Below are 24,023 nucleotides of genomic sequence, written 5' to 3'. Positions count from 1 at the left end.
TTAGGTAGGTGTAACATATTACATGAAGTTCAAATTACACCAAAGTCAGATTACACAACTTGTGTTTAGTAGTAATCGTAAGAAAAGCGCACGCCAATTGTACGTGGGCGATTCGTTACTACCTTAGGTGTAAACTGCTGAGTATCAATATTTAATATCGCGCTTTCATCAAACACGTTATCGATATAAAGCTCGGCTTTCCAAATGTCGTTAGTTACACCAACGGCCAAGTTAGCTAGCATGTAAGACTCTTGTACGTAACGGCCACCTTCGAAGGTATTGCCATTTGAATCAGCGTAGGTTACCCCTTCGTAAACATCTGCATGCTTTTCAATTTTAAGGCCAGAACCTGTGCCATAAATTAGTTGCGTTGCATCTTCCATTACGTAAGCGTCCATTACCATGCCCGCATAACGGTCACCCGTGTAGCTTACAGAGCCGTTCACATAACCACGCTTGTCGCCTTCTAATTCGAAGAAGTAACGGGCGTTAATGTTACCAGAGAAACCTGCAGAATAAGGAAGCTCAGAGCCTACACCTGCTGCAATACCTTCTAATTCAGAATTTACGCTAGTTAATTCAGTATTTAGTAAACTGAATGCGGCGTTAATCACTAAATCGTCTGTGGCTAACCAAGTTATGTCAGCATCTAAACCTTGAATCTCTGCATCACCCACGTTGTCGGTAAATACTAAGAATGAGATATTGGTAGGGTCAAAACGCGACGTTTGTAAGTCGCTAATTTCAGAGTAATACGCCGTCGCGTTTACACGTAAAATACCATCTAAGAAATCGCCCTTCACACCTAGCTCGTAGTTATCGAGGGTATCTGTGGTTGAGTACACAGGAATACGGAAGTTTTCAAATGCGCCACTTTGGTTTTTCGCCAAACCACCACCAACACGGTTGGTTACCGGCGGACGGAAACCTTCAGAGTAGTTAGCAAACAATAATAAATCGTCGTTTACCTTCCAATCTAGTGAGAACTTGAAGATAGTATCGTCAACGGTAAGTACACCATCGCTACCTAATAAATCCGTTTCTAGCTGGCCACTAGCAATAGCAGCATTTACTGCATCTGGGTCTAGGCCAACGGCGGCTAACTCATCTGGGTCAAGTGAACCAAATGCTTGAACACGGCGTGTTACGTCAACAGTAGAAGTTGAACCTGTGTATTTATCATCAATTTGATACCAACGTGCGCCTACACTAGCGGTGAGTGAATCGGTAATGTCGTATTCAAACTGACCAAATACCGCAATTTGCTCAACGGTATGAGTAATGTCGTTAATAAAGCTTATTTCTGATGGGAACGGACCACCGTCGCTATTAATACCATCAGTACCTACTAGGGTTCTTTGTAGGTTATTAAAGCCAAATCGCGTTAGTTCGCCGTCTGTATTGGCAATTTTGAACTGCCCTACTGTGGCCACTTCTTGATCATCATAGAACAAACCAGCGGTTACACGCCAAGGCATATCCATGGTTGTAACAAAACGAAGCTCGTGTGTAGAACGGGTTGTAGTGGTATCTTCTTTGAAGTACTTGGTAGGATCTAAGCAGCGCTGATCTTCAGCTTCAACACCAGATTCATAGTGGTTACATACATAGTACGCTGCAAAAGCACCACCATTTGTGTACCCCGTGTAATCGGCTAAGGTATCGATTTCACGATCTAAATAACCACCAGTGTAAACAAGATCTAGTTTTTCTAAACGACCTTCTAGTGTCCACGTTGTTAAGCCAAACTCATCTTTGTTTTCTTCTTGTTGAAAGCGAAGCGCAGAACTTTCGCCCTCAAGCGTAGGGTCGTATGCAAATACACCTTCAGTATCTAACGATTGTTGAGTATGTTGAACCAACAAATCCCAGTCATCGTTAAATTCATATAACAAACCGAAACGTGCACCCGTGTAGATTGCATCATTGAAGTCTTCTTCAACAAGCGCATCATTTTGTGGTGATACAACAGATGCTTCTTCGTTAGAGTTAACGCCTGGGCTAGTCACGCGGTTTTGATCCATAGCAACTGGATCAGCAAGTACGCCGCCAGAGATACGGTCGATAACTACCGCACTTCCAATGTAACCACCTTCGCCGGGAACGTTCATTACGTTATCTATCCAGCCGCCTTGCTTATCGTTGTAAGCCGCAACGCGGAAACCTAACTTGTCGGTCAGTGGCAAATTAAAGTAAGCCGTTACCGAGTTACTCATTTCACCGCCTTTGGTGAAACCAATGTTAGTATCAAAACCAGCACCAAAACTGTTTAGGTCGGGTTTATTCGTGATCAAACGAATTGTACCTGCCTGAGAGCTTGCACCAAACAACGTACCTTGTGGCCCAGGAAGCACTTCAACACGCGCAACGTCAGTAGCGTACACGTCTAAGTTACGACCAGCCATTGATACAGGCTGTTCATCTACATAGAAAGCAACAGAGGGTTGTAGTGCTTGAACAGAAGATAACATGATGTTTGATTGGGTAGTTGCCGCGCCACGAATATAAATTTCGTTTTGGCCTGGGCCTGTACCCTGAAAGACTACGTTAGGTAAGAATTCAACATAGTCTTGAAAATTATCGATGCCTAAATTTTCGAGTGCTTTACCATTAAGTGCAGTAACGGCGACAGGAACGTCTTGGATAGATTCGGCGCGTTTAGTGGCTGTAACTTCTATAGTTTCAAGTTTCGCTGGCGCTTCAGATTCTTGAGCGAGCAACGGTGTAGATGCCAATGCAGCAACAATTGCACAGCTAAGCTGAGTTTTACGCATAATGTGTGTTTTCCCTGTTATGTGATTTTTTATTCTTTGAACTGAGTTTATTTAAAATGCTGTTCAAAGATATCATTTATATTAACCCACAAACGGTGATTAATTTCTACTCTAACGATTATTTAATCACTTATACTTTAGTTTCCCCCCGTTTAATAACGTGAAATTATAAAAACACCAATCAATTAAAGAATCAGTTCTAATAATTACAATCAAAGTTTATAAAAGTTGTTCCATGCTGTATATTTCGACGTAACAACTCTAAGTCGACAGATAAGAGAAAGGACTGATACTAGCGTGAGCGAAACTGAGAACACATCACCCTTAAATAAACCCGTGTTTTACACGTCTTCCATAATTATAGCTTGCCTGCTCATTTTTGCAGCAGCCTTGCCTAAAACCGCCGATTCACTTTTCAAAACTATTCAAGACGTCATAGTGACGAATGGCAGTTGGTTCTACGTACTGACGGTAGCAATTGTTTTGTTGTTTGTGGTTTATCTTGGCATGTCTCGTTATGGCGAGATTAAGCTGGGCCCCGACCATGCCGTACCTGAATTTAAGTTCACTACTTGGTTATCTATGCTGTTTGCTGCAGGTATGGGTATTGGACTTATGTTTTTCGGGGTAGCCGAACCGTTAATGCATTTTCTTGCACCGCCAACTGCACAAGCGGAAAGTATTGATGCAGTGCGAGAAGCCATGAAAACCACCTTTTTCCATTGGGGTGTCCATGCATGGGCAATTTATGCTGTAGTGGCTTTGATATTGGCCTATTTTTCATATCGTCAAAACTTACCGCTAACACTACGTTCTGCACTGTACCCGTTGATTGGTGATAGGATTTACGGTTGGCCTGGTCACGTTGTGGACATCTTTGCCGTCACCTCTACCGTGTTCGGTGTTTCAACGTCACTCGGGCTAGGTGCATCACAAGTTAATGCAGGCTTTAACTATTTATTTGGCTTACCTTCAAATACCACCGTTCAAATATTAATAATGGCTGGCGTAATTGGCCTAGCGGTTATTTCGGTTGCGACTGGGTTAGATAAAGGTATTCGTATTTTGTCTGAAACCAACATGGTTTTAGCCATCTTGCTGCTTCTTATTGTTCTAGTATTGGGGCCAACCGTATTCTTACTTCAAGCCTACATGCAAAATACGGGGGCTTACCTATCTGACTTAGTTAGAAATACCTTCAACTTATTCGCCTATGACAAAACCGATTGGATTGGTGGCTGGACCATCTTCTATTGGGGCTGGTGGTTAGCGTGGGCACCTTTCGTAGGTTTATTCATTGCACGTATATCATACGGCCGTAGCATTCGTGAGTTCATCATGGGTGTATTACTTATCCCCTCTGCTTTTACGCTTTTCTGGATGACCGTATTCGGTAATGGCGCCATCGACCAAGTGTTAGTGCATGGTAAGGATATATTAGCCACCATGGTTAACGAGGATAGTGCTGTCGCCCTATTCGTGTTCTTAGAGCAATTCCCGTTCTCGTCGATATTAAGCTTTATTGCCGTCATAATGGTCATCGTGTTTTTTGTTACATCTTGTGATTCCGGTGCTATGGTTGTAGACATGCTGTGTTCGCACGGTAGAAACGACACACCATTGTGGCAACGAATTTACTGGGCCGTTGGTGTAGGTGTAGTCAGTGCGGTTCTGCTTTATGCTGGTGGTTTGGGGGCACTTCAAACCATGACCATTGCTTCGGCGCTGCCCTTCGCAATAGTGCTGCTTATCGCCATTGCGGGCTTACTAAAAGCACTACGAGTTGAAGCGTACAAGCGAGAAAGCTTACAAGTGCTTGCAGGTACACCGCAGCACAACGATGGCGATAAAAACTGGAAAGACCGATTAGAAAATATTGTGACTTTCCCAGATGAGAATGCCGTCAGACGCTATATGCAAAAAATTGTTAAGCCTGCTATGTCGGAAGTAGGTAAAGAGTTCGAAACTCAGCAATTTGAAATTTTGATTGATGAAACCGATGAATCACTTATGTTAACGGTAACCATGGGTAGCGACCCTGATTTTGTATACGCAGTGTACCCATCAGCCACTCATCAACCAGAATTTGGCCCAAGTGAGCTACAAGAGGTAGACGAAGGCGAGAAGCCCACGTACTATCGCGCAGAAGTTCATTTAAGTGAAGGTGGTCAAAACTACGACATTATGGGATGGTCGAAAATCTCAGTTATTAATGACGTAATTGATCAGTTTCAAAAGCATCAACACTTTATCCATTTGCTTAAGTAGCTTGGGTTAGGGTTGCAGATTTATTAGGAATAAAATGCGAAAAGAAGAAGAATTGTTGGTTGCACTACGGCGCGTGATCCGCGCCGTGGATTTACGCAGCAAACAATTGAGCAAGCATGTTGGGCTAACAGGCCCGCAACTGTTAGTAATGCAAAATATTCAGGAGAAGCCTGGAATTATGGTGCGAGAAATCGCTGAAAACATAAATCTAAGCCCTGCCACCATTACTAATATTCTTGATCGCCTTGAAGGCAGAGATTTAGCAACCCGTATCCGAAGTACGCAAGATAAGCGTAAAGTAGGCGTTTTCCTTACTGAAAAAGGAAAAGTGGCAGTCATTGATGCCCCTCGCCCACTGCAAGAACACTTCGTAGAGCGCTTTTCGCAACTAAAAGAGTGGGAACAAAGCCAAATGGTGGCTACCGTTCAGCGAATTGCAAGCATGATGGATGCTGAAGATATTGATGCTTCACCGTTCCTTGAGCTTGGTAGTATTTCGGAAAAACCTAGCTAAGTGTAGTGAATACTGTTTGCGTAAATTGTCTTAAGCAGTGCTTACGACAAAACGAAACTAGAAAAAATAAAACAAAACAGCCAGCTTATGCTGGCTGTTTTTTTGTACTTATAAAAGCTTTTCAGTGAGAGCGCGAAGCATCAATGTAACGAGCATTAAGCGAGCTTTGAACCAAGGTTTTAGACAGATTGCTTACCTGTTTGTTTGTCAGCAGCTTTCAATGGGTTTACCCGGCCACCAGTAACTTTATCGGCGCGGCCTTCTTCTTTGGCTTTCTCGGCACGGCGTTTTCTTATTTCTTTCGGGTCGGCAATAAGCGGGCGGTATATTTCGATTCGGTCGCCAGCTTTTACAGTATCACGTAACTTAACTACCCTGCTCCATATGCCCACCTTGGTACTTGATAAATCAATATCTGGGTACTCGTTAAGCAGGTTCGACGCTTGAATTACCTCTTCTACGGTTGCGCCTTCTTTTATCGCCACATCAACCAAAGATTGCTTAGTAGGAAGTGCATAAGCCACTTCAATATTCATTAAGCCTTCACTCACGCGTAAACACTCCTAGCACGTTCGGTAAACGCAACAACCATATTCGCTGCCAAATTATTGAAGATTTTGCCAAACGCCATTTCTACTAACTTGTTGGTAAATTCAAACTCTAGGTTTAGCTCTATTTTGCAAGCTTCGTCGGATAACGCAGAAAATGTCCATCCGCCGGTTAAATAGCGAAATGGCCCATCGACAAGCTGCATATCAATACGCTTACCTGGTTCAAGTTCGTTATGGGTAGTGAACCATTGTTTAATGCCTGCTTTTGCCACTAGCAATGAGGCTTTCATGTTTTCGCCAGATGCTTCTAAAACCTTGCTGTCTCGACAACCTGGCAGAAACTGCGGATAGGCCGCAACGTCGTTTACCAAGTCGAACATAGCCTGGGCGCTGTGTGCTACCAATGCACTGCGTTGTATACTCGCCATGTACTTCACTATATAAATATCGAAAGGCGCATTATACCATAGAAAAAATACCACAGAAAAACCCCTTCTCTCATCTTCGCTTTTTCCGTTTCGCCCCCACATTGTTGTGTAAGGTAACATTACCCTCGCGTATTGGGTGAGCGCTAGAGTGAACACTAAATATTAGTAAATGAACTAATAAATATTGTGATGGGTATACAGACATTCATACAGCAATCAGTATAATAGCGAGCATGAAAAAGAATAAAGCCAACAAAAACACCACAGGTACTATCGCGCAAAACAAGAAGGCGCGTCACGACTATTTCCTAGAGGACAAATTTGAAGCCGGTATTCAGCTTCAAGGCTGGGAAATTAAAAGTATTCGCTCAGGTAAAGTTAACATTTCCGATTGCTATGTGATTATTCAAAATGCCGAAGCGTATTTGGTAGGTTGTCGCATTAGCCCGTTAAACCAAGCATCTACTCACGTTGTGTGTGAACCCGAACGTGCGCGTAAATTATTATTGAAAAAACGCGAACTAGACCGATTAATGGGCGCAAGAGACCGACAAGGTTACTCTATTGTGGCCACTGCCATGTATTGGAAGAAATGCTGGGTTAAGTTAGAAATCAATCTTGCCAAAGGTAAGCATGAACGAGACAAACGAGACTCATTGAAAGATCAAGACTGGCAGCGTCAGAAAGAAAGAATGATGAAACACAGCGTTTAACGCTGTGTTTTACTTTAAGCTGCACGTTATTTGTTGAGTTGGTTTGCCTTAACATGACTAGAGCTAACGGTTTTACCACTGCTACCTGTCTGATTGGTAAGCTGTACACTGCCGTTTTTAGCATTAACGTCACGCTTGGTCATCGATTTGCGGTGCATCATATCAAGTACCAAACTCCACAATGGCGATGGCGAACGTAAGGTCGTTAAGTTATTACCTAAGCGCCTAAGCTGACGGCGAACCATGGCCATATTTGCCAAGCTGGCTAACGATTTATCTTTCCACGTACAATGCGGAATAACACCCGAATAACGCCATTCTTGCTGCCACTTTTTGGCTAAATCAGGCGTAATAGCCAAAGCACTGGCTAACCCCACCAATGAACAACCTTGTTGAATGACTTTTTCGGCAACTTCAGCTCGCTTAATACCGCCCGTTGTCATTAACGGAATATCGGTTTTAGTTTCAAGCGTGTGCGCAAATTCAAGGAAATACGCTTCACGTGCAAGGGTAGTATCGTCTCGAGTTTGCCCTTGCATAGCAGGCGCTTCGTAGCTTCCGCCGGATAATTCCACTACATCCACTCTTAACGCTTCTAACCGACGGACCACTTCACAGGCATCATCAAAACTAAACCCATTTCGCTGAAAGTCAGCAGAATTAAGTTTAACCATAACAATAAAGCCACTTGGGCATACTGCGCGTATTTGGCTAACAATATTAATCAGTAAACGGGCACGGTTAATAATGGAACCGCCCCACTCGTCTTGTCGCTGATTAGTAAGCGGCGATAAAAACTGAGTAAGTAAATAACCGTGCGCTGCATGAATTTCCACGCCATCAAACCCCGCCTTTTGGGCTTGCACTGCGGTTTCAACAAAGCGTTTGCAGACATCGTGAATGTCTTGGCAGGTCATTTCTTTTGGAACGGCAAACAATTTCGAGTGCTTACCCATATCAAGCGGCACGGCTGAAGGCGCAATTGCTTTGCCTTGCATGGCTTTAAATACCTGACGACCAGGATGGTTAATTTGCATCACCGCCAGCGCGCCATTTGATTTGATAATTTTAGACCAGCGCTCGAAAGGTTCTAAGGGAGAACCTTTGTCTAGCACAACGCCGCCCGGGCCCGTCATCGATTCACGATCGACCATAACGTTACCCGTAATGACCATGCCCAAGTTGCCATGCGCCCAATATCGATAAAGGGTGTATAAGGCACTGCCAGGTAGACTGCCAGCACTCGACATGTTCTCTTCCATCGCTGCTTTTACAAGGCGATTACGTACCACTACCCCGCAAGGTAAGGTATAAGGCGTATAAATTATTGAGTCAGATGACATTAGCACTTCAAATGTAATTTTAAGCCGGTACACTTTAATGCTTATTGACGATAAATGCATCTTTTGAAAGCAAAATATAAAGAAATCATTTAACCGCAAGCTAGTTATGTTATACTGCGCTTTCACACTCGGGGCTGATTAGGATTCGACAGGATCTTGGAAGCCGGAGGTGCATGCAGAGGTGCGGCTGGCCTCTTAAAAAAGCCGCATACAAATAGTCGCAAACGACGAAAACTACGCACTAGCCGCTTAATAACCGGTATAGGCCCTTCCACCACAGCTTTGTTTGCTAGCGTGGATTCGGAAGGTCATCCAAGCAAACTAGCGAGGGAAACTCTCCTGAGGTTGAACCGCGAAATAGTATCGGGACAGCTACCAAGAACCCTGTTTGTCGGGGTCTAAAGTAGTTAAAGAAAAGACAAACTAAGCATGTAGTACCAAAGGTAGACATTTTCTGGACGCGGGTTCAAATCCCGCCAGCTCCACCAATTCAGAGGTGCAAATCGTTTTAAAACAATGATTTGCACCTTTTTTGTTTGTGTTGCTAAAACGGTGTGTCACGATTTGGTGTCACGAAATGAAAAACCGTTATCTATATAAGAACAGATTTGGTGTTTACTGTTTGCGCTTTAGTATATTGACAAAAGCAAAGCAGGGACATTTTCAACTTCAATTCTCATTAAAAACCAAAGAGTACGCTCTCGCATTCGAACGCTACTGTGCAGTTATGCCCTCGGCGAGCTCCATGCTGGCAGAATTTAGAATTAATAAACATATGAATGACTCAGAAATCACTCAACTTAAAGACACTCTAAAAGAAATGATAGAGAAGGTTGTAGAAGCGAAGACCGACCCCTCGATTGTTAAGTGGATGGCCCCCATCAGACAGCGAAGATTGGACAATAAAGTCGACGATGTATTCAAATCTACTGAACAACTTGAAGAAAAGGTTCAACGGTTAGAGCTCGAATTGCGTCTTTCTAAAGACAAAGAGAATACTTTGCTCTCAGCTCTAGCCACAGGGGCTTCGGCAAATCCTAGCTCAACTCCTAAGCCAACCAACTCTCGCTCTCTCGGTGAGCTTATAGACGGCTATTGCGCATATAAAGAGAGCACCTGGGGCGATAGAACGACAAAGCAAGCATTATCAAACTTTACTCGGTTTGCGGAGATAGTCGGTTTCGAAACAATGTCGACATCTTTGGATAGCAGGTCAATAGAGCGCTATTTTAACACTCTTAAATCATTACCTAAGAATATTGGTAAAGAACGACTCAAAGTCAATCTAGAGAAGGCAGATGAGATTTCAGCTTGGTGGGCTGAAGCTGCCAAACGCTCAACTGGAACTCCCCTTTCGACTGGAGGGCTTGAAAAGCACTTTTCAGACATAAGGGGGTTTCTAACCTGGTTACATGAACGCCACTTTGTCGATTTGGACTACTCAAAGCATCTCAAGGTTGCTATATCAAAGGGTAGCAAGGTCAAAGAAACACGAGGCATGTATGAATCACTTCATATAAAGAAGATTTTTGAAAGCTACATTTATACGAATGAAAAGCGCTTTCGCGAGATGCCAAAAAGCTTCCACTTTTGGGCCCCTCTCATTGCGACACACTCGGGGATGCGCATATCGGAAATCGCCTGCCTCGAAGTTCAGGATATAACTACTGTTGACGGCGTACTCGTGTTTTCAGTCAATGATGTTTGGAAAACGCCAGCCCTTAAAGATGAAGGGGTATCAAAGTCTAAAAAAACATCAGATTCAATTCGAAACATACCAATCGCTGAAGCGGTTTTAAATGCCGGCCTAGTTGAATTTATCGGCCGGAAAAAGACAGGTTTACTGTTCGGAGACTTAAAACTAAGCTCGACTAAAGGTCAAGGCAATATGGTTTCTCGATGGTACAACGAATTCTTCGTTGAGTACGCCAACGTACCTCGAAAAAATGACAGAGGCACTCCCTTAGCGTTTCATTCGTTTAGGCACACCTTTGTTTCTCTGCTCGATAAAACACAAATCGATGGGAGCCCCCTGAGGCGCGATGAGAGCTATTATGTTACAGGACATAGTGATGACAGCGTGCGCGCTCAAACTTACAACCACGGCAGCTACAGCCTCCCTTACATAAAGAAATACATTGATGCCATCGACTTTGGCTTTGATTGGAAAAATGTATCTTATGAAAGGTTCATCAAGAGGCAAAAGTACTCTGGCGTTTAGGGTCTTCGTACTTAACTATCCCTGCGTACAGTATCGACTATGCGTCTACATAGTCTATAGTAATTCCTCTGACAGCGAGGGGGATTACATGACTAAAATAGAGCTCATAAATCAAGTTGACGAAATAGAATTAATTGCTTCGTTAGTAAATGCATCAGCTAATTCACACACGCGCTCTGAACATCAATGAGGACTACTAAGAGAAGGGACTGAACTGATAATGAGGAAGCTGAGCTCAATGCAACGCGAACTAGAATCCAATCCTAACTGAAAGGGTAAAAGTTTGGTACTGCAACGAAAACAGTCTTACTGTGATCTTCATCACAAGTAGCAGGAATTCCGCTATCTAGCGCGAAATTCACTAAGGCATTGTCGCCAGACCAAGCTTTTTGGCTTGCCCATTCATCAATCATGTAATCTGGTTTATCGTATCGATAGACAATATGCATTGTGATACCGTCAATTTTCGGAATATTAAAATACCACAAAGCAGCACCATCGAGGGTTTGCTTTTCATCTGAACAAACAACATATTGGCGACTTAGTAATGAGTAGCAAGCGCGTGATATACCATAACCGCGGAAGGCGTCATTTACTAAAGCGCTGGTGATTTGAGCGACGGCCCTGTTCTGAAGCATAAATGCTTGAACTAGTGTATGCTGAGCAGAGAGTACATCGAAATTAAAATTAGCAATTGAAATACCGTGGCGCTCAACAACAATCATACCCTTGTTATCTGAGAAAGTGTATATCGTTACTTTTACGACATTATCATCAATCAACTCTTCAATAGTGATATTTTCAGAAGTACTCGAAATATAGCCATCTTCTTCAACATCAGTGCATGAGATTATAACTTTGTCGTGTTGTCCTATCAGTTGGGGCACAGTAATCCATTACCAGTCAAAAAGGGCAATTAGCAGCTCACAGAGACGCCTGTGTTTAATGCAAAATTATTCTTGATATCATTTAGCGGCAACCTAATATCGTTATGTTCTATTACACGAACACGACCAGTTTTAGTATCGCGCTGTAACTCTGCATCAACAGAAATAGATGAGTTAACTTCCAATATGCGCTCGAAATTATCACGAACAATAAAAAATCGGTCTGTAATACCTTTACACTTTTGCCCAAGCACAACGTGGCTATCTCCAAGCTTTGATATAACTTGAAGTTTTTGACGTACTCTGAATTTTGAGATGGTCTTCATTGCTGTTGTCCTTGCCAGAAATTAATCATGGCTTTGATTGAAAGTAAAGATGGCTCATAGCCATCCACCATCAATACTACACAAATGCAAGGCCTAACTGGTCGGAGCTGTTGCGGATTTAGTGCTTTTAAAGCACTTTTTGCGACGAATGACATTTCGACGGAATGTGAACAATAAAATTATGTTCTGGCAGTTAATTTGATACTACTTCCTTTTTCCTACATTAGCAAAGAAAAGGGCTTTCCTGTTTAAACTCAGTTATTAGGGGCTACAGAATTTAGTAGCCCATCTAGAATGGTCAGGTTCAATATACAAACACACCGTACTAGCGATTCGATATCACACTCTTTATTACATTTCAGTTGCACAGGCAATTAACTGTTGATTAATCACTCTAACTTCACGATGCTTGAATTCTAAAGAGTAAATTGTGGTAATTGCTATAAACCGTTCTAAGTACTCACATCGATAGTAATGATTTGGTGGCATCCACCCTGAAGGCCCTCTTGCCCCCTTTGACCGATTTGCTCTTCCATAAACAGCGATTGTGTTCATAGGGGCGTTCGCGAACTCTCTCCTTAATGCAAGCGACCAATCATCAGCGCCATGCTCATAAGCCCACTTTAGAGGCACTATATGGTCAATATCGAGGTCATCATCATCGTAATATACTTTATCAGTGTAGGGGTCGTACCAAGCCCCCCGTAGTTACCTGACAATTCGACTTATCAGCGAATACAACTGGGACACTTGATTGAGTAATTAAAACCTCGACCCTTGTGTCTTGGCAATCTTTGTCATCATCAACCCAGTGCGGAAACAAATCTCTACTATATTCACTATCTATACCCTCCCCATTCGTTACTCGGTAACCTGAGTACATGCGCCCACCTTTGGCTAAACAGGCGTCGATTGTCGCGTAGGCTTTGAAGCGCTTAAGTTTAGAGTGCCACCGGCTACCAACATCATGACATATGCCGGATGAAGACTTCTTAACCAAATTGATATGCTGAGCTGCGTGACCTTGACTAAGAGTGATTGCGAAACATGAGATAGTTAAAGCTGTTACTACTGACTTCACTGACTACCCTTATACAACACCAGAGGCGCTTTTAATCATAGCTTTTAGTTCATCAACGCTAAGTGTTTTGTCTTTTCGGCGATGTACTATCGAGTGACAGTTTGCACATAAGGGAACTAAGTCGACTTCAGGATTTAAAGCTCTAGGCTCTTCATAAGTCGAAACTGGCACACTGTGAGCTTTGCCTATCCTTGTAAACTTTACCAATCCTAGCAACACCAAAATAATGCGGACTATCAGACAGTCGGGCGTTTCGATACTGGACGTTTTTAATTTTGCCTTTGTAGTAAAGGACTTGTGTACCAGCGAGGAGGTATTTCTCATATCGCTTCGGAAAATGATAAAGAGAGCCAGTTTCGTCGACCCACTTAGATTCGTCATTTTCTGTTATTACTGTATACAATCTTGTCTCCCTAACCTGTGTATGGCTACGGTCATTCCTTGGTGTTACTAACATAGCGCCCTATAATCCTCGCTAGCGCGACTTATCGCGAAAGTTTGATAAATATGTTGATTTGATAGTTAAGAGACACATAAGCGGACTGAGGCTCAATGTGGATATAACCCAAAGCTCTACGCACTACTAACCAGGTGATTTTTCATTAATCATCTCTACAAGTATAAGGAACGAAGTTTATAAGAACTTTTTTAAGAAGCTATACCCACCAATGCGATAGCTTACACCTAGGACATTGCTTTAGATTTGCAATTTTAGCGTCCGAATCAGAATACTATTGCAGCTAGACCTATTAATATGTTCGGTCCCTATTAGAATTGAATTAACTAGACAAGAAAATCGCAATTACAAACCTTCGAAACACTTATCTTACTTCATAGTTTATTCTGTTGAGTTTAGACATACATTATTGAACTGCGCTGGCGTAACCCCTCTGTATTACTTATCACTTCGAGCGTGTAATTTTAGTTCGCCTCTCCAATATCGCAAAAACCGCCCCCTCAACACTTTTAGAGCTATTTTTTATCTCATACCTAAGAGAGCTTGCAGGTATTTCAAAGAACCTCGCCACAGCCTCCACAGAGGCATATAAGTGACCATCAACCACACACTTCTTCCCACAACGCTTAACTGTAACTTCTAATTTGGAAACCCATTCGAAGTTTTGTTTAGAGTATGGTTGATTGCTGTCTTTTTTTGCCAGAACTAATCTCTTTGCCTCTACGTCTTTAAATGAAATATTTTCTAACACATCGGCTTTAAATAAGTCGTAAACCTTCCACCGCTCATCTAGCGTCTTTCTCTTTAACAAGTCTTTGTGTCTTCGGAACAGTGGCGTCCCAGCCTCACTGTGTTTGCTAGCTCTTCTACAAGGCTTTATAAGCTCGCCTAATTTAACCTTACCGCTCCTAATACGACTTTCAATAATATAAGCTGGCACCGCTCCCTCGGTCTTTGCACTAATGATTTCTGAGGCGATTGTAATTGACTCAAATGTCTCGCCTTCGATTTTGATTTGCTTGCCAGCTGTATAGCTTACTTGCCCACCCCGATTCGCATTTAACCCAAACGGGCGGAGAGTATTTAGCTTAGCGATGTAAACTCTCTCTAGTTCTCCGAGGCTATCAATTGGTACATTTAAGGCTAAGGGTTTAACACCGAAAGATTCAGCGCCAAACTGCCTTATCTCGGAAGCTATTAATCTAGTTGAGTTCGTTGACGCCTCTCTGACATGCTCTTTAAACCGAGAGTTGATACTACCGCAAGTAATGCCTACATACCTTTTCTGACTGGGATTACACGTTAGGCAATATACAGAACCAGCGTTGCGATTCGCTTCACGCTTTTCTTCAAGTAAAGCTCTATCTAAGGGCCACTTTTGTTTCAACCTTGAACGTATTAACTTGAAGCGTACTTGAAGTTGAACCTTTATCAAAAAATGGTACAGAGAGCAGAAGGTCCTACCAGTAAATGCCTTAAAATGTTTACCCGTATAATGAAATGGCCTGGCTTTACCTGAGCCGATTACCCTCGCCCACTCTACATTAATAAAGGTTGCAGCGAATACAACTATGGATTCGTCATGTTTAAATCCGTACTTTTTCAACCTGTTAGAGTAAGTTCTTATACGATTTCTAAAGTTACAATATTTGATAGTGCCATCGGAGTTACTCTCATAAAGGACATTCAGGCAGATTTCGCAACCATCCACTTCAATGTAAGATTTCCGACTATTGTACTTAGCACGATACTCAGAATTGGATAACCGCAGCGCGTCCTCTTTGGACTGCTCGCTTAGCAGGCTTCGCGCTATTAGTCTTTTTAAACGCTGAATATATAAGCTACATGGCACTTTGGGTTGACTTGAAGCCTTGTGCTCAGCTGTAAATCTATGAATATTCATTAATCATAAACCACTCTAAAACCCAAATTAAAAGAGTAGTTAGAAAATCATAGAAATCAAAGATTAAATTACTGATTACTAAGCTTATTTTGTATGTCAAACATGACATACATACAACTAAACATTCGTAGAAAGAGGATGCTTTGGGAGTTGGCGAACAAGTTGCGTGACACGATTCACAGGAAAAAAAGACCGTAAGGCGGCCATTATTTTCGAGTGTTTATGAGGCTATGAAAGCTGTGGCCGGATGGGAGCTGTCAATGACTGATAAGCTCGATAAGTTGTTAAACTATCGAGCCAACAACAGCGACAATGATAAGTATAAGAAACCGAAGTTGAGTTAGGCTTTTTTTATGAAGCCATACCCACCTAAAAGAGGACTTTTATCTAGGACTTAGCTTTTGCGATGACTTTTCGAATGAACTATGTATTCGCTGCTTTTAAATACCCACTTCTGACTTGCCCTCCTGTTACAGCTACTTTAATTTGGACAATAATTCCAGCTTCAAAATCATCTAGAGCGGCTTTATTGCACGATATGTTCATCACTTTATCAAAAGGTTCCGGCTTAACAGTTTTCAATCGTCTCCTATTGCCCGATAGATATACTACCGCTTCAACAGTGACTCTGTCTTTGTCTGTTTTTGAGTTGTCGTTCTTTGACCTGCTCTTCTCTTTCAAAACACAAGAAATAGCTGTCGACATGTTTAGTGGCCTAAAATCATAAACTCGTTCATAGCTTGTCAAATTTGAAGACGAGTTCAATTCAGGTTTGTAGTAATCAATAGCCGCACTTTCTTTTTTCAAGGCAGCAATCTTAGTATTAGCGGTCGCAATGACGAAGTGAGTAAAGCCTCCCGGAAAGATCTCAGAGCGGCTTTAAACGGATTGTTGTGGTTCTTATCAATTGCTTCAGTAGCGCTTCTCTGGTGCTCATTTCAGCGCCTTGCAGGGTCTTCACTCATTCCTATATAAAGACCCACAGCAGACTTATGAGCGTATATACAAAACTTAGCCGTTTTGGCTTGATGCTCATTAACTCCGTTGTTTAAAAGAAACCTCACTTCCGATGTGATTGAACCAACCAAAGCTTCCCCCTTATGAAGTCGCCTCATAAAAAATGCATACCGACATGGTATAATAATCAAGCAACCTCAGACAGAGACTTATCTAACTTAGGTGGGCGTGATACAGAATTTATAATCATTTCAAAATACGCTACTATATCGAACTCTAAGCGCTCTACACCGACTTTCTTATCTAGTCCCGCATAAGCCCTATCTAGAGCAACACGTTGCTTGAAACGCCACTCACGCCGGATTCTGACATTTAGATTTTTACCAAAGACTGAGTAGTTCTTTACACCTTTAATCATCGGCTTATCAAATTCTTTCGATAGATAGTCAACTAGTCCGAGGTCAACCGGTGTTTTGAAGGTCTTTACCTTTGCATCTTTGGGTCTTCTTACAGTGTAATCATGGAATACACCTACGCTCGTATCGTATAGCTCACTCACCCTCTTAAATTTTTGTCTCACTCGGTTATTAATATCCGATTTAGACAAAGTTGAGCAATGCTCGATAACAAAATGTGCGTGCAGCGCCGTGAGACGACTTCTAGAGCGGCCGGGCACGAATTTAACATAAGACCTCTCTATAACAAGAAAACCTCTTACATCTTCTCCTAGCGCCCCCTTCATTAGATTTGCGAGCTTTTGTTTAAACTTTTTAAACTCACCCTCACTAGCCCGCGCCCTATCGCTAACATCATGTTTAAATTGAACGGTAATATGACAAATCTTGCTTTTTCGAAAATCAACCGACTCTTTTAGCTCTTCGAATAAGTAAGTAAGTTCAATGTTATATTTGTAATTGAAATAACCATCTCCAAGAAGACTCTTCAGTCGCATCGTCCTTTGCATATCGCGATTATTGCGCTTGGGGTTACAAGGCAGCTCTCTTTGCTCAAGAATTAGCTTTTTTCTTTCATCAACAAGGTGTTCCACAGCTTTGCTTTCATACTCTCTACCAGACTCAGACTTGTAAAGATGACCATATAATAGAGCGCTACTAACACCACGCAATTGCCTACCTACTGAAACGTAGGCTGAATCGAGCTTACGGCGATTCTCATGAATATGTGCACTACTAATTTTAGACATAATTGTGCGCCTGACTGCTTATAGTTAGTGACCGACATGTATAAGCTTTTGTAAACTGCACATATATGGTGTTATAGGGGTGTGATGGAGGGGTGTTTTGGGCCAACGTCCAAAATAAATTAACGTTCGCCCCTTGAGCCTCTGCGGGCTTAAGAATAGCGTTTAAAGTGTTATCCATATTAACCAACTAAAGTATTTCGTTGAAAAATCGTATTTTCACGGTCAAACACTAAAAGTGATAGAAATTCGACATAACATCGATTAAATGACTTTTACTTTAAATACAGAAGGTTACTAACAAATTGCGGCAATCAAGTATTTCGAATAGGTTTCATTATACTGTTTCCAGATATCCTCTTGCCTAATCATAGTTCCCTCATAAATAACTGCATTGGCCGTATGAGGTGAGTCAACATAGTCATGCCTAATAAACTCCCACATGTCAGCTTCATCCGTTCTATTTCTGCCACATTTGCGAGGGAGGCGCTTATGCTCAATAGAAAATCTAAGCGCCCCGAACAGAGCGGGGTGTAAATGCCCCTTTGCTTTGGATATAATTTTGAGCCGGTTAACACGGTCAAATTGGTGTTTGTATTTTGTTTCGAATTTTTTAAGCAACAGGCTTAAGTTAAAATCATACACAGGTAAGTTGACGATGATATTCTTACTAGAAAGGACATGGTGTCGGTTGGGTACAATGAACACATCAAGAGATTGACTTGAGCCTAGATGAAACTCGTGATTCTTTAATCGGGCGCTATCGCTGCTTACTATGGCTTTTGCATGAGAGCAGCTCAATGGTAGAAAAGTCTTTTTCGTTATACTTCTCTTCTTAGCCTGACTTGTATCGATATAATCAAATATGCTCGTCTCTTGTGATAGAGCCTCCTCATCGAAAGCGTCGCTAGATATCACATTCAAATATCTTCTTAGCTCGTCAACGTTACTTAGCGGTTGCCTCGATCTACTATCATTTCCAACCTGTATCTCAAGGCAGTAATTTGTTCCTAAACTAAGACCAACCCCAACCAGCAATGGTGAGTCGTAAATCAGCGTATCAATAATAAAAGTTCGCTCTGCTTTCACTAAGTTCAATAAAGGGATAATAGACATCTGGGTCGAGTTACTTCTTAAAATGCTTTGGCTGGATGAGCTGATTTAGCCCGACATATTAAGGCGGCTATCCTAAGATGTAAAACACACAACCACCGTTGTTGTTTTTTACAACACTCATGGAGAGCTCTTATGAGCGAAAAATATATTGCCTACCTTAGAGTAAGTACGAAAGACCAAGGTCGGTCCGGATTAGGCTTGGAAGCACAAAGACGAGACATAAATCTTTTCATCACTAATTACGTCTCTGATGGCAATTTAGTAGACGAGTACACAGATATAGTTAGCGGTAATGATTCTTCGCGACAGGCGCTCACAGAAGCCATATTGAGGGCTAAACACCTCAGTGCTACGCTAATCGTTTCGAAACTTGATAGGTTGAGCAGAAAAGTTTCTTTCATAGCAACTTTGATGGAAGACAACTTTTTGAAGTTCAAAGTTGCCTCAATGCCAAACGCAGATAAATTTCAGCTTCATATCTATGCGGCTTTGGCAGAGCAAGAGAGAGACTTCATTAGTATAAGGACTAAAGCAGCACTGCTTGAGAAAAAAGAACAGGGAGCAAAACTTGGAGGATTACGCGACAAGACTAATGCTCGAAACAGAAAAAAGACTGAAGAAGCTAATAAGCGGGCAGTAAGATTATTACCTCTTTTAAGCCCAATGATTGAAACTAAACTTAGCTATAGAGAAATGGCAAATAGACTGAACCAAATAGGATTAAGGACTGACCGAAACAAGCTGTATTCTGCCCAAACTGTGAGGAACTATGTGAAGCGCTGTCAAAGTCTAGCCGAAACGAAACAATTCGCCTTATAATCAAATTTGTGAGTAAGATATGTTCAAGTGTTGAGCTGGAATTGTATACCTACCTTACATTGACCTATTGGTTCGTGTTCCCATGTCAAATTATCAATAACGTTTGATAAGAAAAGCAGATGAGGCAACAGTAAGATGCAACCAAGTACTAGACAGGTTGTTTCTTATTTAACTTACTTCTGTTTTGCCAGTGGCGCTTTTTTAAGCTCAATTTTGAATCACACGTTTGCATATGTGGAGGTCCATCGAGACTAAAGAATGACTTCGTGTTCAGTTAGACTAAAGCTCCTTTCGCACAGTTTCTTCTGAAATACTCTTACATCCATGTTGTGCTTTTTGTTCGTCATGGCGACCGTTTCTTTGATGGTTTCAACATCCTCCGAGCGCATTTCCGCACCAATATATACCCCTTTTAAAAGCTCTCTTTTGTATGGATGAATTCCGCCTCTTCTCAAATGATCTATTACGCGGTACTCGCTTTCATACTCCCAATCTATGGACTTTGTTAATAGCAACTTATCCAACCTATCTTGACCGGATTCCTTTCCATTTAGGACAGGCCTTTCTTTTGAATAAATAACTTTAAGAGCGACTAACGATTCCAGCCTTACTAGGGAATTTTCACAGTCCCCTCTTTCACCAAACCACTGTGGCTCAAACTCCATTACAAAGCCAGTATGGTTCTTACAGTAATGCGACCACATTAATAAGTTGTCTTTGTTACTGGTTAAGCTCAAAACACCTATATCACTACTTCTTAGAGTCGAATAAATCCCTCCTTCCTTGGCCTTCGACTGAGCTTTACGTTTTGCTCGCCCTCCAGCGAGTAACTTTTTTGCTGGGGACAATTTCTTGAGTCCAGAGCTATCATAGAGATTGTTCCGCTGCACTTTGATACTTTGGCTCACAAACTCATCTGAATATGATGCCAGACAGTCAAATGGGTCATTAAAGTCAACCGGGAGTGTAAATTTTAATTCAGCATCGGTTATCGCTTTGAGAGAGCCTGAATTAAAACTGAGGTATTTATATAGTCGTTGAGGATACATATTGCCGTTGCTAAAAATAAAATAAACAGTGCTTTAACGTATTTTCGTTTTATCACAGAATCCTAAGAAATAGCCCGCCTCACAGCGGGCCAACTACTTATTTACTGCAGTTAGTGCAGTGTGGAATGACAAAACAACGCTTGCCTTTTTTAGGATAGAAAACTTTGCCATTGCGTTTAAAATGGCTGACAAAGCTAACTTCACAAGGTTGCTTACACTTAGGACAATAACCACTTTTCATAGCGCTTACTCTTCTCAAGTTGAGAGAACGTCGCCCACAAGTGTGTCTTGATTTTTAAAAAAAGAAGTCTATACTCTAACTTGTAAAACATAAGTTATGACTCGCTAAATTCTCGGGTTAGAACAATCCCTAATCAAAGCTGCAACTTTGACAGGGGGCGAAGACCCTATCCTTTTTTGGATGGGGTTTTTTACATATAAAAGTCTAAACTAAGCTGTTCAAGATCATATCCTAAATGTTTTAAAATCACTTCTGCGAATGTATCTGCTTGCCATTCAGCGTCTTCTTCCACTTTTGGCAAAACGTCGGAAAAGTGTAGAATTGGTTGATGATTGAGAAAGAGATGCCCTATCTCATGGAACATGACAGCGAGAGCCTCTCTCTCGCCGATACAAGCATTTTGGTATATATGCTCTGGTATCATTATTTTGCGTTCAGAGGGATTGCAAAACCCTTTAGTCAATTGCAGCCATTCTTCTGACTCGATGACGCTTATAGTGATGCCAAGGATATATAAAGACTCAAAAAACTGGTCAATACTTTTGACTTTTCGTTTCGTAAGACGAAAAGCCTCGCATACACTTAAAGCATTTTTTGCAATTTCTATTTCACTTAAAGGTCTTACTCTTATTCCTCTAAGCTGATAACTTTCAGGCATACATTTCCCCTTTTACTTATTCTTACACTGATCCAAAACTTCCGCTATTTTCTTTAACTCTGATGGTGTAAAGGGTGAATGAGCTAACCCTGCAACCAACATCTGCTGCTGTTGTGAAAGACCGTCCAATGAAACGCTTCGGTTTGAAACATCTGCATATTTACCAAGTTCTGGTACTGAATAATCTTTGCTTTCAAAAAACTCCGAAATCTTTACTACCCAGTCTTTCGGTATCTTTTTAGTACCCGTTTCCATACTACTAAAAAACGCAGCAGATTTACCTAGTTCTTCGGCCATTGTCTTAAGCGTATATCCTGTATCGATACGGGCTTTTCTGACGGCTTTTCCAAACTCTGTAAGTGCCATGCTAACCTCCTCCAAGAAGCTTTACTAAATGTATATCACTATGCAACCTTAACCTAACCCACGACAAAACTCAACCCAAAAGTTAAAATAAATTAACTAAAAAGGTTAATTTATTATTCGAGGTTAATTTAGGGTCATTGGTCAGGGTTTGAGATTACACGCTGTCACGATTAAGTGTCATGATTATTATAAAAGTGGGTTTGCATACAAGTATAAGACTATGTATCGTATAGGTTAATTATCAGCCTCTTTACTAGGTGGCACTTCCCGCCAGCTCCACCAATTCGCTTTAAGCCCCTTTTAGGGGCTTTTTGCATTTATGGGCAAATAAGAAGTAAGCCTGTTTGGATATCTCAGCACTTGACCGATAAAACTCGGCTATCTATGGCGCTAGTAATAGAAACATGAAGCGTTAATAACGTATAATGCTTAAATAATAAAAATTCACTATTCAATGTTGCTGCGTATTTTCGTTTTGTTAATTAGGCCTACATTGATTCAAAACATCCCTACTACACCAAGTTGCTATATCAAATGTTAGCGTTAACGCGTTAATTGCTTTCTATCGCACAAGTTCTCACAACGTATTTGTTATTGATGGCGCCCCTATCAGCGGTAGCTGTTAAAATTTTAAGGTATTTATGTCTGCATCACCTTCAAACCGAAGCACTGTAATTTGGCCTATGTTAGTGATGGCTCTTGGCACGTTTGTGTTAGGGCTCACCGAGTTTTCATCTATGTCGATGTTGCCTCTTATCGCTGAAAGTTTCGATGTTACGCCATCTATGGCCGGCAATGTAATAAGCGGCTATGCCATTGGTGTGGTCATTGGCGCGCCTTCGTTTATGTTACTCACCAATAAAACCAACCGTCGCACTGCATTAATTATCTTTGCAGCAATGATGTGTATAGCTAATGGCTTAAGTGCTATCGCTTCAAGCTTGCCAGAGTTGGTGTTTTATCGTGTATTGTCTGGGTTACCCCACGGCGCTTATTTCGGCACCGCGTTGTTAATTGCCGCTAGTATGGCGCCTACTGGAAAACGCGCCAGCTATATGTCGATGGTATTTGCTGGCTTAACTATTGCCACAATCGTTGGTGTGCCCATGGCTACCATGATTGGGCAGAATATGAGTTGGCGCGTGTGTATGGCTATAGTGGCGGTGCTTGCGCTCATCACCATTGCACTTATTTATCTGTTCGTACCTAGTAGCCCGGTGACTACTCCAACGAACTTACGAGAGGAGTTTGGCGTACTTAAAAATAAATTGGTATGGTCAATTTCAGGTATTATATTTGTGGGTTTTGGTGGCGTTTTTTGTATTTATACCTACCTTGCCGATACCATATTAAACGTGACTAACTCACCAGAAGTCACTATTTCGGTAGCCATGATGATGTTCGGTATTGGTACCACTATCGGTAACTGGTTTATTAGTAAACTTGCTGACAAATCCCCTCTTCGCACCACAGGTATAGCATTACTATGTAGTGTTGGCGTAGCTGTTATGTACGTATTTGCGGCGAGCAATATTTGGTGGCTATACCTTACCGTATTCCTACTAGGCGCAAGTGTTGGCTTAGCCGCTGTTATTCAGTCGATGTTGTTAGATGTTTCACCCACGGGACATGCAATGATAGGCGCCCTAGTGCAGTGCGCGTTTAATACGGCAAATGCCATTGGCCCTATGTTAGGCGGTGCTATGTTGGCATCTGGCGCTAGTTTCAACGAAACCGGCTACGCATCGGCTATGCTGTTCTTTGGTGGGTTTATCATGTGGGGACTAAGTTATTTACAACTGCGTAATCGCAATCCTGCCCTTGCTACTAGTTGAGAAACAGTTAGTTAAAAAGTAAAAAGGGGGCTATAAAGCCCCCAACCAACTATTTTAGCAACTACTTAGCTTTAGCTTTTATCGGTATTCGCCATGCTTGATACCCATAGTCGTGAGCGTCCATCAATTCAGAGCTATTGCGTTTACGTCTAAATCGGCAGTAAACAAATTTACCATCAGTGTAGTTGCCGCTCATAATTCAAACCCTCCAGTAATAGTAGGCTTATCACAAACCATGGGCTCTAGTTCAGGGTTTAAACAAACTTTACCGTACTTAAAGGGACACGATAAATCCTTGTAATATAATATTTTCAT

21 protein-coding genes and 1 other RNA gene are annotated in these 24,023 nt (G+C 41.8%); 7 read left to right on the top strand and 15 right to left on the bottom strand.

What is annotated here, in order from left to right; all coding sequences use genetic code 11:
* Window positions 1–65 precede the first annotated feature (65 nt).
* Window positions 66–2,774, bottom strand: a complete 2,709-nt coding sequence (locus tag R1T43_RS10010) for a TonB-dependent receptor (protein ID WP_317355599.1) — start codon at window positions 2,772–2,774, stop codon at window positions 66–68.
* A 297-nt stretch (window positions 2,775–3,071) separates the two neighbouring features.
* Here R1T43_RS10010 and R1T43_RS10005 point away from each other — a divergent pair, with 297 nt between their 5' ends.
* Together R1T43_RS10005 and R1T43_RS10000 are read left to right on the top strand one after the other, a co-directional pair.
* A complete protein-coding gene (locus R1T43_RS10005; RefSeq protein ID WP_317355597.1) occupies window positions 3,072–5,042 on the top strand; it encodes a choline BCCT transporter BetT in 1,971 nt (656 codons plus the stop codon).
* Between the two features lie 34 nt (window positions 5,043–5,076).
* Window positions 5,077–5,556 carry a MarR family transcriptional regulator gene (locus tag R1T43_RS10000; protein WP_317355593.1) on the top strand — a complete coding sequence of 160 codons (480 nt, stop codon included), beginning with the start codon at window positions 5,077–5,079 and terminating at the stop codon, window positions 5,554–5,556.
* Between the two features lie 179 nt (window positions 5,557–5,735).
* Here the strand turns inward: R1T43_RS10000 and R1T43_RS09995 are convergent, their stop codons facing one another.
* Window positions 5,736–6,107 (bottom strand): RnfH family protein, encoded by a 372-nt coding sequence (locus tag R1T43_RS09995; protein ID WP_317355590.1) that lies wholly within the window; start codon window positions 6,105–6,107, stop codon window positions 5,736–5,738.
* A complete protein-coding gene (locus tag R1T43_RS09990) occupies window positions 6,104–6,535 on the bottom strand; it encodes a type II toxin-antitoxin system RatA family toxin (protein ID WP_013783879.1) in 432 nt (143 codons plus the stop codon). Before R1T43_RS09990 ends, R1T43_RS09995 begins: the two co-directional genes overlap by 4 nt.
* A 233-nt stretch (window positions 6,536–6,768) precedes the next feature.
* Between R1T43_RS09990 and smpB the strand changes: the two genes are divergently transcribed.
* Window positions 6,769–7,248 carry an SsrA-binding protein SmpB gene (gene smpB / locus R1T43_RS09985; protein ID WP_013783878.1) on the top strand — a complete coding sequence of 160 codons (480 nt, stop codon included), beginning with the start codon at window positions 6,769–6,771 and terminating at the stop codon, window positions 7,246–7,248.
* A gap of 26 nt (window positions 7,249–7,274) precedes the next feature.
* On the opposite strand, the gene R1T43_RS09980 is transcribed toward smpB, so the two are convergent.
* Window positions 7,275–8,591: an NADH:flavin oxidoreductase/NADH oxidase family protein gene (locus R1T43_RS09980; RefSeq protein ID WP_317355585.1), complete on the bottom strand. Its 1,317-nt coding sequence runs from the start codon at window positions 8,589–8,591 to the stop codon at window positions 7,275–7,277.
* Window positions 8,592–8,721: 130 nt separating this feature from the next.
* Here R1T43_RS09980 and ssrA point away from each other — a divergent pair.
* Window positions 8,722–9,079, top strand: a transfer-messenger RNA (tmRNA) gene (ssrA, locus tag R1T43_RS09975).
* Window positions 9,080–9,168: 89 nt separating this feature from the next.
* Window positions 9,169–10,812, top strand: coding sequence for a tyrosine-type recombinase/integrase (locus tag R1T43_RS09970; protein WP_317355582.1), 1,644 nt, complete (start codon window positions 9,169–9,171; stop codon window positions 10,810–10,812).
* 263 nt (window positions 10,813–11,075) lie between these two features.
* Here the strand turns inward: R1T43_RS09970 and R1T43_RS09965 are convergent, their stop codons facing one another.
* The 8 genes from R1T43_RS09965 to R1T43_RS09935 all read right to left on the bottom strand — a co-directional run bounded on the left by R1T43_RS09965 (window position 11,076) and on the right by R1T43_RS09935 (window position 18,740).
* Complete coding sequence (locus R1T43_RS09965) at window positions 11,076–11,699, bottom strand: hypothetical protein (protein WP_317355580.1); 624 nt, start codon at window positions 11,697–11,699, stop codon at window positions 11,076–11,078.
* A gap of 29 nt (window positions 11,700–11,728) precedes the next feature.
* Window positions 11,729–12,025 (bottom strand): hypothetical protein, encoded by a 297-nt coding sequence (locus R1T43_RS09960; RefSeq protein WP_317355577.1) that lies wholly within the window; start codon window positions 12,023–12,025, stop codon window positions 11,729–11,731.
* 351 nt (window positions 12,026–12,376) lie between these two features.
* Window positions 12,377–12,658 carry a DUF1524 domain-containing protein gene (locus tag R1T43_RS20070; RefSeq protein ID WP_410549006.1) on the bottom strand — a complete coding sequence of 94 codons (282 nt, stop codon included), beginning with the start codon at window positions 12,656–12,658 and terminating at the stop codon, window positions 12,377–12,379.
* 43 nt (window positions 12,659–12,701) lie between these two features.
* Window positions 12,702–13,106 (bottom strand): hypothetical protein, encoded by a 405-nt coding sequence (locus R1T43_RS09955; RefSeq protein ID WP_317355574.1) that lies wholly within the window; start codon window positions 13,104–13,106, stop codon window positions 12,702–12,704.
* 902 nt (window positions 13,107–14,008) lie between these two features.
* The gene (locus tag R1T43_RS09950) at window positions 14,009–15,169 is read right to left on the bottom strand and encodes a GIY-YIG nuclease family protein (protein WP_317355572.1); all 1,161 of its coding nucleotides are present in this window, start codon (window positions 15,167–15,169) and stop codon (window positions 14,009–14,011) included.
* Between the two features lie 720 nt (window positions 15,170–15,889).
* Entirely contained in the window at window positions 15,890–16,273 is a 384-nt protein-coding gene (locus R1T43_RS09945; RefSeq protein ID WP_317355571.1) for a hypothetical protein, read from the bottom strand.
* Between the two features lie 337 nt (window positions 16,274–16,610).
* Window positions 16,611–17,627 carry a hypothetical protein gene (locus tag R1T43_RS09940; RefSeq protein WP_317355569.1) on the bottom strand — a complete coding sequence of 339 codons (1,017 nt, stop codon included), beginning with the start codon at window positions 17,625–17,627 and terminating at the stop codon, window positions 16,611–16,613.
* Between the two features lie 294 nt (window positions 17,628–17,921).
* Window positions 17,922–18,740, bottom strand: a complete 819-nt coding sequence (locus R1T43_RS09935) for a hypothetical protein (RefSeq protein ID WP_317355567.1) — start codon at window positions 18,738–18,740, stop codon at window positions 17,922–17,924.
* Between the two features lie 132 nt (window positions 18,741–18,872).
* On the opposite strand from R1T43_RS09935, the gene R1T43_RS09930 reads away from it, so the two are divergent.
* The gene (locus R1T43_RS09930; protein ID WP_317355563.1) at window positions 18,873–19,559 is read left to right on the top strand and encodes a recombinase family protein; all 687 of its coding nucleotides are present in this window, start codon (window positions 18,873–18,875) and stop codon (window positions 19,557–19,559) included.
* Between the two features lie 251 nt (window positions 19,560–19,810).
* On the opposite strand, the gene R1T43_RS09925 is transcribed toward R1T43_RS09930, so the two are convergent.
* The 3 genes from R1T43_RS09925 to R1T43_RS09915 all read right to left on the bottom strand — a co-directional run bounded on the left by R1T43_RS09925 (window position 19,811) and on the right by R1T43_RS09915 (window position 21,873).
* Window positions 19,811–20,608: a DUF2971 domain-containing protein gene (locus tag R1T43_RS09925; protein ID WP_317355559.1), complete on the bottom strand. Its 798-nt coding sequence runs from the start codon at window positions 20,606–20,608 to the stop codon at window positions 19,811–19,813.
* Window positions 20,609–21,039: 431 nt separating this feature from the next.
* The gene (locus R1T43_RS09920; protein WP_317355557.1) at window positions 21,040–21,507 is read right to left on the bottom strand and encodes an ImmA/IrrE family metallo-endopeptidase; all 468 of its coding nucleotides are present in this window, start codon (window positions 21,505–21,507) and stop codon (window positions 21,040–21,042) included.
* A 12-nt stretch (window positions 21,508–21,519) separates the two neighbouring features.
* Window positions 21,520–21,873: a helix-turn-helix transcriptional regulator gene (locus R1T43_RS09915; protein WP_317355554.1), complete on the bottom strand. Its 354-nt coding sequence runs from the start codon at window positions 21,871–21,873 to the stop codon at window positions 21,520–21,522.
* A gap of 641 nt (window positions 21,874–22,514) precedes the next feature.
* Here R1T43_RS09915 and R1T43_RS09910 point away from each other — a divergent pair.
* Complete coding sequence (locus tag R1T43_RS09910; protein WP_317355551.1) at window positions 22,515–23,708, top strand: MFS transporter; 1,194 nt, start codon at window positions 22,515–22,517, stop codon at window positions 23,706–23,708.
* Window positions 23,709–24,023 lie beyond the last annotated feature (315 nt).

Origin of the sequence: Alteromonas sp. CI.11.F.A3, from assembly GCF_032925565.1 — a bacterium.
In the GTDB taxonomy this organism is placed as follows: domain Bacteria; phylum Pseudomonadota; class Gammaproteobacteria; order Enterobacterales; family Alteromonadaceae; genus Alteromonas.
Note: the sequence above shows the minus strand (reverse complement) of the source record. Positions and strands in the feature narration are given on the sequence as shown.

Bases quoted from the DNA above. Each gene is read 5' to 3' on its own strand.
- R1T43_RS10010 (WP_317355599.1), bottom strand. From the start codon at position 2,774: ATGCGTAAAACTCAGCTTAGCTGTGCAATTGTTGCTGCATTGGCATCT.
- R1T43_RS10000 (WP_317355593.1), top strand. From the start codon at position 5,077: ATGCGAAAAGAAGAAGAATTGTTGGTTGCACTACGGCGCGTGATCCGC.
- R1T43_RS09990 (WP_013783879.1), bottom strand. From the start codon at position 6,535: ATGGCGAGTATACAACGCAGTGCATTGGTAGCACACAGCGCCCAGGCT.
- smpB (WP_013783878.1), top strand. From the start codon at position 6,769: ATGAAAAAGAATAAAGCCAACAAAAACACCACAGGTACTATCGCGCAA.
- R1T43_RS09980 (WP_317355585.1), bottom strand. From the start codon at position 8,591: ATGTCATCTGACTCAATAATTTATACGCCTTATACCTTACCTTGCGGG.
- R1T43_RS09970 (WP_317355582.1), top strand. From the start codon at position 9,169: ATGAAAAACCGTTATCTATATAAGAACAGATTTGGTGTTTACTGTTTG.
- R1T43_RS09960 (WP_317355577.1), bottom strand. From the start codon at position 12,025: ATGAAGACCATCTCAAAATTCAGAGTACGTCAAAAACTTCAAGTTATA.
- R1T43_RS09940 (WP_317355569.1), bottom strand. From the start codon at position 17,627: ATGTCTAAAATTAGTAGTGCACATATTCATGAGAATCGCCGTAAGCTC.
- R1T43_RS09935 (WP_317355567.1), bottom strand. From the start codon at position 18,740: ATGTCTATTATCCCTTTATTGAACTTAGTGAAAGCAGAGCGAACTTTT.
- R1T43_RS09930 (WP_317355563.1), top strand. From the start codon at position 18,873: ATGAGCGAAAAATATATTGCCTACCTTAGAGTAAGTACGAAAGACCAA.
- R1T43_RS09925 (WP_317355559.1), bottom strand. From the start codon at position 20,608: ATGTATCCTCAACGACTATATAAATACCTCAGTTTTAATTCAGGCTCT.
- R1T43_RS09920 (WP_317355557.1), bottom strand. From the start codon at position 21,507: ATGCCTGAAAGTTATCAGCTTAGAGGAATAAGAGTAAGACCTTTAAGT.
- R1T43_RS09915 (WP_317355554.1), bottom strand. From the start codon at position 21,873: ATGGCACTTACAGAGTTTGGAAAAGCCGTCAGAAAAGCCCGTATCGAT.
- R1T43_RS09910 (WP_317355551.1), top strand. From the start codon at position 22,515: ATGTCTGCATCACCTTCAAACCGAAGCACTGTAATTTGGCCTATGTTA.